10 protein-coding genes are annotated in these 12,412 nt (G+C 71.1%); 5 read left to right on the forward strand and 5 right to left on the reverse strand.

Annotation, left to right across the window (positions count from 1 at the left end):
- The first annotated feature begins 87 nt into the window (after nt 1–87).
- Complete coding sequence (dnaE, locus tag OG257_RS28295; protein WP_329212046.1) at nt 88–3,627, forward strand: DNA polymerase III subunit alpha; 3,540 nt, start codon at nt 88–90, stop codon at nt 3,625–3,627.
- 78 nt (nt 3,628–3,705) lie between these two features.
- Here the strand turns inward: dnaE and OG257_RS28300 are convergent, their stop codons facing one another.
- Nucleotides 3,706–3,885 carry a hypothetical protein gene (locus OG257_RS28300; RefSeq protein WP_329212048.1) on the reverse strand — a complete coding sequence of 60 codons (180 nt, stop codon included), beginning with the start codon at nt 3,883–3,885 and terminating at the stop codon, nt 3,706–3,708.
- 271 nt (nt 3,886–4,156) lie between these two features.
- Here OG257_RS28300 and OG257_RS28305 point away from each other — a divergent pair, with 271 nt between their 5' ends.
- The 4 genes from OG257_RS28305 (at nt 4,157) to OG257_RS28320 (ending at nt 8,177) form a co-directional block, all read left to right on the forward strand.
- Nucleotides 4,157–5,416: an NYN domain-containing protein gene (locus tag OG257_RS28305; RefSeq protein WP_329212050.1), complete on the forward strand. Its 1,260-nt coding sequence runs from the start codon at nt 4,157–4,159 to the stop codon at nt 5,414–5,416.
- Nucleotides 5,417–5,533: 117 nt separating this feature from the next.
- On the forward strand, nt 5,534–6,517 hold the full coding sequence (locus OG257_RS28310) for an ABC transporter ATP-binding protein (RefSeq protein ID WP_329215391.1): 984 nt from the start codon (nt 5,534–5,536) through the stop codon (nt 6,515–6,517).
- A 31-nt stretch (nt 6,518–6,548) separates the two neighbouring features.
- Nucleotides 6,549–7,394 (forward strand): ABC transporter permease, encoded by an 846-nt coding sequence (locus tag OG257_RS28315; RefSeq protein ID WP_329212052.1) that lies wholly within the window; start codon nt 6,549–6,551, stop codon nt 7,392–7,394.
- A 54-nt stretch (nt 7,395–7,448) separates the two neighbouring features.
- On the forward strand, nt 7,449–8,177 hold the full coding sequence (locus tag OG257_RS28320; protein WP_329212053.1) for an ABC transporter permease: 729 nt from the start codon (nt 7,449–7,451) through the stop codon (nt 8,175–8,177).
- A 34-nt stretch (nt 8,178–8,211) separates the two neighbouring features.
- Here OG257_RS28320 and ybaK read toward each other — a convergent pair whose 3' ends face one another.
- The 4 genes from ybaK to OG257_RS28340 all read right to left on the reverse strand — a co-directional run bounded on the left by ybaK (nt 8,212) and on the right by OG257_RS28340 (nt 12,387).
- Nucleotides 8,212–8,715: a Cys-tRNA(Pro) deacylase gene (gene ybaK / locus OG257_RS28325; protein WP_329212054.1), complete on the reverse strand. Its 504-nt coding sequence runs from the start codon at nt 8,713–8,715 to the stop codon at nt 8,212–8,214.
- Nucleotides 8,716–8,731: 16 nt separating this feature from the next.
- Entirely contained in the window at nt 8,732–9,517 is a 786-nt protein-coding gene (locus OG257_RS28330; RefSeq protein WP_329212056.1) for an LON peptidase substrate-binding domain-containing protein, read from the reverse strand.
- Between the two features lie 11 nt (nt 9,518–9,528).
- Nucleotides 9,529–10,563, reverse strand: a complete 1,035-nt coding sequence (locus OG257_RS28335; RefSeq protein ID WP_329212058.1) for a hypothetical protein — start codon at nt 10,561–10,563, stop codon at nt 9,529–9,531.
- Nucleotides 10,564–10,785: 222 nt separating this feature from the next.
- The gene (locus OG257_RS28340; RefSeq protein WP_329212060.1) at nt 10,786–12,387 is read right to left on the reverse strand and encodes an oxidoreductase; all 1,602 of its coding nucleotides are present in this window, start codon (nt 12,385–12,387) and stop codon (nt 10,786–10,788) included.
- Nucleotides 12,388–12,412 lie beyond the last annotated feature (25 nt).

A 12,412-nucleotide genomic window follows, 5' to 3' on the forward strand; every position in this document is an offset into this window, starting at 1 on the left:
CCGTCATCTCCCGCCCGTCGCCCGACCAGCACCCCTCATCGAGGCGCTTCGCGCCACCCCTGTAGAACGCCCCGGAGGCACAGCGCCGTGACCAAGCCGCCATTCACGCACCTGCACGTCCACACCCAGTACTCGCTGCTGGACGGTGCCGCGCGGCTCAAGGACATGTTCGAGGCGTGCAACGAGATGGGCATGTCGCACATCGCGATGACCGACCACGGCAACCTCCACGGTGCCTACGACTTCTTCCACTCGGCGAAGAAGGCCGGGGTGACGCCCATCATCGGGATCGAGGCCTACGTCGCCCCCGAGTCGCGCAAGCACAAGCGCAAGATCCAGTGGGGCCAGCCGCACCAGAAGCGCGACGACGTGTCCGGCTCCGGCGGTTACACCCACAAGACGATCTGGGCGGCGAACAGCACCGGGCTGCACAACCTCTTCAAGCTGTCCTCCGACGCGTACGCCGAGGGCTGGCTGCAGAAGTGGCCGCGTATGGACAGGGAGACCATCTCCCAGTGGTCCGAAGGCCTGATCGCGTCCACCGGATGCCCCTCCGGCGAGGTGCAGACCCGGCTGCGGCTCGGACAGTTCGACGAGGCGGTCCAGGCGGCCTCCGACTACAAGGACATCTTCGGCGAGGGCAGGTACTTCCTGGAGCTGATGGACCACGGCATCGAGATCGAGCGCCGGGTCCGCGACGGGCTCCTCGAAATCGGCAAGAAGCTGAACATCCCGCCGCTCGTGACGAACGACTCGCACTACACCTACGCGAGCGAGGCGACGGCCCACGACGCCCTGCTGTGCATCCAGACCGGCAAGAACCTCTCCGACCCGGACCGCTTCCGCTTCGACGGCACCGGCTACTACCTGAAGACGACGGACGAGATGTACGGCGTCGACTCCTCGGACGCCTGGCAGGAGGGCTGCGCCAACACCCTCCTGGTCGCGCAGCAGATCGACACCGCGGGCATGTTCGAGAAGCGCGACCTGATGCCGAAGTTCGACATCCCGGAGGGCTTCACCGAGATCACCTGGTTCCAGGAGGAGGTCCGGGTCGGCATGGGCCGCCGTTACCCCGGAGGTGTCCCCGAGGACCGGCAGAAGCAGGCCGAGTACGAGATGGACATCATCATCCAGATGGGGTTCCCGGGGTACTTCCTCGTCGTCGCCGACTTCATCATGTGGGCCAAGAACAACGGCATCGCGGTCGGCCCCGGCCGAGGCTCCGCCGCCGGTTCGATCGTCGCGTACGCCATGGGCATCACCGACCTCGACCCGATCACGCACGGACTGATCTTCGAGCGGTTCCTCAACCCCGAGCGCGTCTCCATGCCCGATGTCGACATCGACTTCGACGAGCGCAGGCGCGTCGAAGTGATCAGGTACGTGACCGAGAAGTACGGCGCCGACAAGGTCGCCATGATCGGCACCTACGGCAAGATCAAGGCCAAGAACGCGATCAAGGACTCCGCCCGTGTCCTCGGCTACCCGTACGCGATGGGCGACCGCCTGACCAAGGCCATGCCCGCCGACGTCCTCGGCAAGGGCATCGACCTCAACGGCATCACCGACCCGAAGCACCCGCGCTACAGCGAGGCGGGCGAGATCCGGGGGATGTACGAGAACGAGCCGGACGTCCAGAAGGTCATCGACACCGCGAAGGGCGTCGAGGGCCTCGTCCGGCAGATGGGTGTGCACGCGGCCGGCGTGATCATGTCCAGCGAGCCCATCGTCGACCACGCCCCCATCTGGGTGCGGCACACCGACGGCGTCACGATCACGCAGTGGGACTACCCGCAGTGCGAGTCGCTCGGCCTGCTCAAGATGGACTTCCTGGGCCTGCGCAACCTGACGATCATGGACGACGCCATCAAGATGGTGAAGGCCAACAAGGGCGTCGACCTGGAGATGCTCGCGCTCCCGCTGGACGACCCCAAGACGTACGAGCTGCTGTGCCGCGGTGACACGCTCGGGGTGTTCCAGTTCGACGGCGGGCCGATGCGCTCGCTGCTGCGCCAGATGCAGCCCGACAACTTCGAGGACATCTCCGCCGTCTCGGCCCTGTACCGGCCGGGCCCGATGGGAATGAACTCCCACACGAACTACGCCGAGCGCAAGAACGCCCGGCAGGAGATCACCCCGATCCACCCGGAGCTGGAGGAGCCCCTCAAGGAGGTCCTCGGGCTCACCTACGGCCTGATCGTGTACCAGGAGCAGGTGCAGAAGGCCGCCCAGATCGTCGCCGGGTACTCGCTCGGCGAGGCCGACATCCTGCGCCGCGTGATGGGCAAGAAGAAGGCCGACGAACTCGCGAAGAACTTCGTCCTCTTCGAGGCGGGCGCAAAGAAGAACGGCTTCTCCGACGCGGCGATCAAGGCCCTGTGGGACGTCCTGGTCCCGTTCGCCGGATACGCGTTCAACAAGGCGCACTCCTCCGCGTACGGCCTGGTCACCTACTGGACCGCGTACCTCAAGGCGAACTACCCCGCCGAGTACATGGCCGCGCTGCTCACCTCGGTCAAGGACGACAAGGACAAGTCCGCGGTCTACCTCAACGAGTGCCGCCGCATGGGCATCAAGGTGCTCCCGCCCAACGTCAACGAGTCCGAGTCGAACTTCGCGGCCCAGGGCGACGACGTGATCCTCTTCGGCCTCACCGCCGTACGGAACGTCGGCCAGAACGTCGTCGACTCGATCATCCGGTGCCGCAAGGCGAAGGGGAAGTACTCCACCTTCCCGGACTTCCTGGACAAGGTCGAAGCGGTCGTCTGCAACAAGCGCACCGTCGAGTCGCTCATCAAGGCCGGCGCGTTCGACGAGATGGGGCACACCCGCAAGGGTCTGGTCGCCCACCACGAGCCGATGATCGACAACGTGGTGCAGGTCAAGCGCAAGGAGGCCGAGGGGCAGTTCGACCTCTTCGGCGGCATGGGCGAGGCGGACAGCGACGAGCCGGGCTTCGGCCTCGACGTGGAGTTCTCCGACATCGAGTGGGAGAAGTCCTACCTGCTCGCCCAGGAACGGGAGATGCTCGGCCTCTACGTCTCCGACCACCCGCTCTTCGGCATCGAGCACGTGCTGTCCGACAAGTCCGACGCCGCGATCTCGCAGCTCACCGGGGGCGAGCACTCCGACGGTGCGATCGTCACCATCGGCGGCATCATCTCCGGCCTCCAGCGCAAGATGACCAAGCAGGGCAACGCCTGGGCCATCGCCACGGTCGAGGACCTCGCGGGCTCCATCGACTGCATGTTCTTCCCCGCGACCTACCAGCTGGTCTCCACCCAGCTCGTCGAGGACACCGTCGTCTTCGTCAAGGGACGCCTCGACAAGCGCGAGGACGTGCCCCGCCTGGTCGCCATGGAGATGCAGGTTCCCGACATCTCTTCGGCCGGGACCAACGCGCCGGTCGTCCTGACCATCCCCACCGTCAAGATCACCCCGCCCATGGTCAGCCGGCTCGGCGAGGTCCTCAGCAGCCACCGGGGCGACACCGAGGTGCGCATCAGGCTCCAGGGTCCCCGCAAGACCACGGTGCTGCGGCTCGACCGGCACCGGGTCAAGCCGGACCCGGCGCTCTTCGGTGACCTGAAGGTGCTGCTCGGCCCGTCCTGCCTGGCCGGCTGACAGCCCGCCCGGACCTGCGAGAGGGGCGCCCCGCCAGTGGCGGGGCGCCCCTCTCGGCCTGTCGGCCCTAAGGAACCGTCAGTTGTGGCCGAAGCGCCGCTGGTGCTTACGGGCAACATCCGAAGGGCTGCCCTGGGCCTGCGACTGCGGCTGGGTCTGCGACTCGTAGGCCGTCGACTTCGCCTCCTCCGCACCACGCTCCGCGGCGGACGCGCGGTCGTGCTGGCTGCCCTGCTTACGGTTCTTGTTCTTGGCCATGGTGATGCCTCCTGTGGGGAATCTCGGGGCCAGGACCGATGTCAGACTCACATACCACCCCATAAGACGCATGTTGGATCATTACCCAGCGTAGTCCGGGCGGTATCATGCGCCGTTTCCCGGATCCGCCACGCCGATGATCGAGTTCCGGACCTTAACCCTCGTAGGGTCGGGCAGACTCGAAGGAAACCCTGAGTAAGCGAACCCCGAGCAAGCGGACCCACCCCCCACGACCGGGTCCGCTGATCCGTTCCCGAAATCCTGGAAGAGGGTGGAACGCGTGGACCGTTGCGTCGTCCTGGTGGACGCCGGCTACTTGCTGGGCGCAGCCGCGAGTCTGCTGGCCGGAGAGCCCGCCCGTTCCCGCATCACCGTCGACCACGCCGCCCTGATCCAGGGACTGCGCGAACGCGCGGAGGCCGACACGGAACAGCCCCTGCTCCGGATCTACTGGTTCGACGGCGCCCCCGACCGCGTACCGCAGCCCGAACACCGCCGGCTCCGGGTGATGTCGCGCGTGACCGTTCGGCTGGGGGCCCTCACCCGCAGTGACGGCCGGTGGGCACAGAAGGGCGTCGACGCGGCGATGCACGCCGAGCTCACCGAACTGGCCAGAAATCGCGCCTGCTCCGATGTGGTCCTCGTGACCGGGGACGGCGACCTGCTGCCCGGACTGATGTCCGCCAAGGAACACGGCGTGGCTGTCCACCTCTGGGCCGTCCAGGCCGCCGACGGCGACTACAACCAGTCCGAGGACCTCGTCGCCGAGGCGGACGAACGCCGGGTGCTCGACCGGGCCTGGATCACCAAGGCCGTGCGGGCCAAGGAGACCGGCGGTGTGTGCGCGCCGCCGCCCGTCCCGCGCCCCGAGATCGCCGCGATCCTCTCCGCGCCGCTGCCCGAGGCCGCACTGGCCGCCTCGGCCGAGCGGGCGTCGGAGGCCCAGGCCGCCGCGGCCCGCAACGGCAACGGCACACCGGCGGGCGAGGCCGCCGCGCATCCGCAGCCCGCCACCGGCCACAAGGGCGTTCCCACCCCCAAGGACCTGGCCAGCCTGCGTGCCCCGGGCTCGCAGGCCGCCCAGCACCCCGTACAGCCGCCCGTCCCCAACGCGACCCTGCGCTGGTCCTCCGACAGGGGCTGGGTGGAGCGCGGCGGACCCCTCGGCGAACCCGCGGAGACCGCGTCCCTGCCGACCCTCGCCCAGCTCACCAGCGCCGAGCAGCGCTGGGCGGACCGGGAGGAGGACATCACCACCGTCGGCGGTGACCCCTTCGAGGTCGGCCAGGTCTTCGCCCGGCGCTGGATGGAGCGGCTGCCCGAGACCGTCCACCTGCAGAAGCTCGCCACCATGTACCCGCGCATCCCGCACCGGATCGACGGGGAACTGCTGCGGTACGCGGCACGGTTCGGGCTGCTCGCCCACAAGGACGACCAGATCGACGAGCACGACCGCTACGCCATCCGGGCGGGTTTCTGGCGCGAGATCGACGTGCGTGCCGCCGCGGAGCCTGCCCCCGTCGCGGAGTAGGCGCGGCGGCAGTGGCCGGGCCCTGCCCGCCCCCGGGCGCAATACGGGGCATCCGACCCCGTACTCTCGTACCTCGTGAGTACGGGCACAGCACAGGCGCAGACCGGGACCGGGACCGTGTGCGCGGTGCGTGATCTGGTCAGGACCTATCCCGCCGTCCGCGGCCGACGCGGCCGGGCCGGCACCCCCGAGGTGCGGGCCACCGACGGGATCAGCCTCGATGTCCGGCGCGGCGAGATCTTCGGGCTGCTCGGACCCAACGGTGCGGGCAAGTCCACGCTCGTACGCCAGCTCACGGGGCTGATGCGCCCCGACTCCGGCAGCGTCGAGGTGCTGGGGCACGATCTCGTACGCCATCCCGAGCGCGCCTCCCGGCTCATCGGGTACCTCGGGCAGGAGTCCACCGCCCTGGACGAGCTGACGGTGTCCCTCGCGGCCGAGACCACCGGGCGGCTCAGGGGCCTGCCGGTGCGTGCGGCCCGGGCAGAGCGCGATGCCGTACTCGAGGAACTGGGCCTCACCGAACTTGCCGGGCGGCCCCTGAGGAACCTGTCCGGCGGCCAGCGGCGGCTCGCCTGCTTCGCGGCCACGCTGGTCGGGGAGCGCCCCGTCCTCGTCCTCGACGAGCCGACGACGGGCATGGACCCCGTCGCCCGGCGTGCGGTGTGGTCCGCCGTCGACCGGCGCCGGGCCGAGAACGGCGCGACGGTGCTGCTCGTGACCCACAATGTGATCGAGGCCGAGACCGTGCTCGACCGGGTCGCCGTCATGGAACGCGGCAAGGTCATCGCCTGCGACACCCCGGCCGGGCTCAAGGAGCAGGTGGCCGGCGAGGTCCGGGTCGAGCTGGTGTGGCGCGAGAGGGCGCCCCTGGACGTTCCCGAGGTGGCCGCGCTGCGCGGTTCCGCCCAGGAGTCCGGGCGTCGCTGGGTGCTGCGGCTGGGGCCGGACGAGGCACGGGCCGCGGTCGCCGCGGTGACCGGCGGGGCGGCGTTCTCCTCGCTGGACGACTTCACGCTGGCCACGCCGAGCCTGGAGGACGTCTACCTGGCGCTGGGCGGGGATGCGGCGAAGGCGGCCGAGGGACTGGTGAAGGCGTGAACATGAACGTGTCGAAGGGGAGCAGCGCCAGGTGACGAGCATCCTTCCTGTGGAGTCCGCGGAATCGGTGTCCCGGTCGGCGGCCGGACGGACGGCCGCGGCCCGGGCCGCCCGTACCGCCGCGGCCCCCCTCGCTCCGCGGGCCCGGCTGCTGCCCGCGCTGGCCGCCGTGTACCGGGCGCAGCTGTCGAGGGCGAGGGTCGCCCGGATCCCGCTGCTGTTCGTGGCGACCTTCCAGTCCATCGGGATCATGGTGCTCATGCGGGGCGTCGTCGACGGCGGCGCCGAGGCGCGAGCCGTGGTCGCGGGGTCCAGCGTGCTGGTCGTGGCCTTCGTGGCGCTGAACCTGCTGGCCCAGTACTTCGGCCGGCTGCGGGCGGACGGCGGCCTCGACCACTACGCCACGCTGCCGGTGCCGCCCGCGGCGGTGGTACTCGGCGCTGCGGGTGCCTACGCCTCGTTCACCGTGCCCGGCACGATCGTCACGGCGGTCACGGGGAGCGTCCTGTTCGGGCTGCCCATGACCCATCTGTGGGTGCTCGTCGCCGTCATCCCGCTGTCCGGTGCCGCGCTCTCGGGGCTCGGCGCCGCGCTCGGGCTGCTGGCGCCGCGTCAGGAACTCGCGACCCTGCTGGGACAGCTGGGCATGTCCGCCGCGCTGCTGCTCGGCGTGCTGCCGGCCGACCGGCTGCCGGGGCCGGTGGGATGGGCCCGCGACCTGCTGCCCTCGACGTACGGCGTCGAGGCGCTGGCCCGGTCCTTCGACGCCCACCCGGACTGGGCGGTCGTCGCCCTCGACCTCGGGGTGTGCGCGGTGGTCGGTGTCCTGTCTCTGGCCGTGGCGACCTGGGCGTACCGGCGGGCGGCGGTCCGGTAGCTCTGCCGGCGGTCCGGTGAGGCGGCGCGCCGGGGGGCCTGGCACGATGGCAGCGTGACCGCACCGTTGACGCCGCCTCACCAGCCCCCGTCCGATGATCCCTGGCAGGCCACGCCGTCGGGATCCCATGCCGCGCCCGGCGGCCAGGAGCCGCTGCGCGGGACCGAACTCGTGGCCGAAGTGCGGCGGGCCGCCGTGGTCACCGGGCTGCTGACGGTGGCCGGTGTGGCACTCGGGCTGCTGTGGCTGTGGCTGGCGCCCCGCGTGCCGCTGGTCTCCGACGACACGGCGGTGTTCCTCAAGAACAGCGAGAGCGAGGAGGCCATCGGGGCGGACGGCACGTTCGTCCTGCTGGCGCTCGCGTTCGGCCTCGTGTCGGCGGCCGCCGTCTTCCTCTTCCGCCGGAGCGGAGGGATCGCGCTGGTGGTCTCGCTCGCCCTGGGCGGACTCCTCGGCTCTCTGCTGGCGTGGGGGATCGGCACGTGGTTCGGGCCGACGTCGGATGTGGTCGCCCATGCCAAGGAGGTCGGCAAGGGCGTGACGTTCGACGCGCCGCTGGAGCTGCACGCGGTGGGGGCGGGGATGCTCGCCTGGCCGGTTGCGGCGATGGCCGTGCACCTGGGTCTGACGGCACTGTTCGGGCCGAGGGACCCCGAGCCGGAGTGGGAGGCCGGCTACGGGGCGGACCGGCCGGCCGCCGGTCCCGCTTCCGGCCCCGCACCCGGTTCTGCCGGAGGGCAGTGGCCCGAGGGCGGGACGGCCCAGGGGCCGAAGCAGCCGTAGCGGTGCGGCTCCGGCCGGCGGCGGGGCCCAGGAGCTACCCGCGGCCGATCGGGGCCAGTACGGCGTCGGTCAGTACCGCCAGGTCGTCCGCCGACAGTTCGACCTCCAGGCCCCGTCGGCCCGCCGACACGCAGATCGTGGCGTGCGTCCGGGCCGAGGCGTCGATGACCGTACGCAGCCGCTTGCGCTGGCCCAGTGGAGAGATGCCGCCGCGGACATAGCCCGTCGTGCGTTCGGCCGCCGCCGGGTCCGCCATCGCCGCCCGTTTGCCGCCCACCGCCGATGCCAGTGCCTTGAGGTCCAGCGACCCGGCGACGGGGACGACCGCGACGACCAGTTCGCCGTCGACATCGGCGACCAGGGTCTTGAACACCCGGTCGGGCGCGACGCCGAGTGCCTCGGCCGCCTCCTCGCCGTACGACGGGGACGCCGGGTCGTGATCGTAGGAGCGGACCGTGAACGCGGTGCCCGCCGCGGTCAGTGCGACCGTGGCCGGGGTGCCGCCGGGCTGCTGCTGCTTCTTGGCCTTCTTCGCCACCGGCAGGGTCCTCGGGTCAGTTGGGGTGCGTGGGTCCGCGGGTCAGGTCGATCGCGGGCAGCGACGGAAGATGACGGATGACCGCGGTCTCCTTGCGCAGGAGCGTCAGCTCCTCGCGCAGCCGGGTCGCGGTGTCGGGGGCCTGGAGCAGCCGCTGCTTCGACGGGATGTCGAGAACGGTCGCGGCGGCCACCAGGTACGAGACGACCGACGGATCGTCCGGCAGGTCCGCACCCGTGGTCAGGGAGCGTTCGTTGGCCCCGGCGAGCCGCTTCTGGTAGCTGCGGAAGGCCCTGAGGACGCCCTCGGCCAGCGCGCCGGCCTCGTCCGCGGCCTTGGTGTCGCCGCTGTCGGCCCCCTCGTCGTCCGGATCCTCGGTCAGTTCCTCGACCTCGGCCGTCAGATACGGGCCGCTCGCGTCGACGGAGAGGAGTTTGACCCGGGTGGTGCCGGTCGCGAGGACCTCGAAACTGCCGTCGACGCGCTCACGGATCTTCGCCGCGTCGGCGATGCAGCCGACCCGGTGGAAGCTCTGGATCGGGTCGGGGCCGAAGCCGTCCGCCGGGGCGCGCTCGACAGGGCCGGCCGCGGCGACCGTGTCGGGCATCCCGGTGGCCGTGGGGGCGATCTCGCGGCCGTCGCGGATCGCGACCACGACGAAGCGGCGCGGCTCGTCCTCGTCGATCTCGAGCAGCTCGCGCATCATGGCGCGATAACGCTCCTCGAAGACGTTGAGAGGCAGCACGAGGCCGGGGAACAGCACCGCGTTCAGCGGGAACAGGGGGAGACGAGCGGTGGTCACAACGGTCAAGCCTAATGGCCGCGGAGCCCGCCGTGTCCGGCCCGGCCGCGCGAGGGCGTGGAAGAGGCCACCCGGAGCCGCACATCCGCTCTCGCGTCGAGGAATCCACTGAGCGCATCGTCGGACACCGACGCCCACGGGAACGACGTCGCATACCGTCCGATCAGCTCGAACTGCTCCAGCGCCTCCTCCCATCGCCCCCGTGCGACCAGTACATGGACGAGGAGGTTGCGGACCTCGGCGGGCCACGGATCGCCGGGCGGATAAGCGGCGGACAACGAGATCGCGAGATCGGCCGCCGCGTCGATCCGGTCCTCCTGCACGGAGTTCGTCCGCCGCTCGGCCCTCTCGTCGTGCAGGAGCGCGAAGGCGGCCCGTACGGGGAGCGCCTGCACCAGGGAGTCCGGCGCGGCGTCCTCCGCCGCCCGCTCGGCGAAGTCGAAGCACTCGCGGTGCGAGCCGTACCAGGCGGCGGAGAGGTACTGGAGCGCGGCGACATGGCAGCCGTAGTGGTGCGCCGAGCGCCGTACCGCCTGCTCCCACAGCGATTCGAAGACGGTGTGGCTGGCGTGCGTGCCACGGGCGTGGTCGAGGGCGAGCCGCCACGGCACCGGGTCGCGGGGGTCGGCCTCGGCCGCCGCCGTGATGAGCGGGGCCACCTCGCGCAGCAGTTCGGCGTGGGCGGGGGACTCCCAGGCGCGGCGTACGGCCAGTTCGGCCTTGACGAGCAGGGCGTCCGGGTCGCGCGGTGCGGCGGCCAGCCAGTCGGTGAGCCAGCCGTCGCGGTTGCGGGCGAAGGTCACCAGCCGGGCGAGGCTGCGGTCGCGGGTCTCCCACTCGGCGGCGTCCCGGGTGGTGGCGAGGAGCTTGGCCGCGGGTTCGAACTCTCCCAGGGCGGCAGCCACCAGAGCGGGTGACAGCCGCTCGTCGGGGGCGTCGAGCAGCACGGCGTCGTCCGCGGGCAGCCCGGCCGACAGCCCGGGGCTGCGTCGGAGCGTGCACGCGGAAGTCAGCATCGCGCGGAGGGAAGCCATGGTGCAGACCATTGAAAAGCCCTGGTCGGGGCCGCGCCAGAGGGCCACTGTGAAGCTTCTGTAGGGAGTGGAAGGGTTGCCCTGGAGGGGGTCAAGAAAGGGCAAAGGAAACAGCTGTGGGTGGCCTGAATCCGACTGTCCTGTTGTGAATAACCGACCGTGCGGCCGTGGCTCGACAGACCTTTCGATCACTGTGTCCGCCTGAGATCCGGCCGCATCTCAGGAGTCCTCAGGTCAGCCCCGGCGCAGCATCCGGGAGGCGCCCGCCGCCACCGTCGTGGCCAATATCCACCCCAGCATGACGAGGGCCGCCGCAGCCCACTGCCAGCCGTCCTCCATGCGCCAGTAACCGTCCTGTCCGAGATTGATCACCGGCACCAGCAGATCCAGTGCGTACAGAGGGGCGTTCCACTGCGGATGCTCCTCCGCCTTGATGGCCGCCGGGTGGTACTGCGAGAAGGCCACCGCTCCCGCCGCCCACAGCACCGCCATCCACACGGCGGCCCGGCCCGGCCGGTAGCCGTACGCCACCGTCCAGTCCTGCAGATAGCCCCAGAGCCGGGCGGCGGGCGGCAGCGTCTCGCGCCGGCGCCGCTGCTTGGCGAGCAGCACCTCGCGGGCATCCGCGTCCTCACCGCAGTTGCGGAGCACCGTGGCGAGGCGCTCGTACGGCTCCGGTACGTACTCGGGCGTCGCGGCCTGCACCCACTCCAGGCGCCGGGAGAGCGGGAAGTGGCCGTAGGGGACGAGGTTCTCGTAGACGAAACCGCCCATCGCCAGCCCGCCGGGGCCGGGCCAGCTGGTCGACAGGTCGATCAGGGTGACGACCCTCGCGCCGTTCAGTACGACCCGGCCCTCCTGCGGGCGCTCCGCGTTGAACCGCAGCTCGGGCGTGACGATCCGGCGCAGCGACAGCTCCTCGTGCGGGGCCAGTACGAAACGGGCCTTGTGCAGGTCCACCGCGTCCCCGAAACGCCCGTCGTCGAGCCGTACGGCGCCCCGGCACTCGAAGACCTGCGCGCGGGTCCCACGCGCCGGGGTGATGCCCCGGATGATGCCGAACGGGGGAGTGGTGCCCTGGTTCCCCGTGTCGATGCTCACCCAGGCCTCGGTCATGTACAGCGTGCGCTCCACACTCAGCTGCGGGGCGTTCAGCGCCCGTCGCCCGTCGGTCGCGCGCAGCCGGCTGCCCCGCAGGCTCAGCGAACCGCCGACCTTGGCCCCGCGCAGGCTGAGCTCACCACGCGTCTCGATCATCTCCGCCTGGAGGTCCTGGGCCACCGACATCCCGTCGCCCACGAAGGCGCGGCCGCGCCGGTCGGGGCCGACGCTGATCTGGCTGATCAGCAGATCCGTGCCGATCTGGGCGTCGGTCAGCCGGATGCCGCGGTCGACCCGGCAGCGCGGCAGGTGCAGGTCGCCCTCCGTGTGCAGCCGGGCCGCGTCCAGTCTCGGCACCGCGCAGCCCACCATGCGCAGCGTCGTGAAATAGCACTCGGGCAGCACGACCTCCTGCTCGAAGCGGCAGCCCGTCAGCTCCACGTACGGAGCGACCCGGCCGCCCGCCAGGTCCAGCTTCCCCGTGATGCGCACACCACGGAGCTTCAGCGCGGCCACCCGTCCCGGCCGCGCGGGCGGCCCGCTCAGCAGCAGCCGCGCCACCGTCCGGGCGCCGACACTCCGCTCGGGCCCCCAGATGTGCGGCGCGAACGGATCGTCGCGCATCGCGTCGTGGGAGCGCAGATCGTAGGTGGTGCCGTTCCGGAAGGACTGCCACATGCCCAGCTCCGCCGCGCTGAGTCCGTCCGGGATGTCGCCGTCGTGCGGCTCGGTCACTGCAATACCTCCGCCTGCGCAGCTC

This window comes from Streptomyces sp. NBC_00683 (assembly GCF_036226745.1).
Classification (GTDB): Bacteria; Actinomycetota; Actinomycetes; order Streptomycetales; family Streptomycetaceae; genus Streptomyces.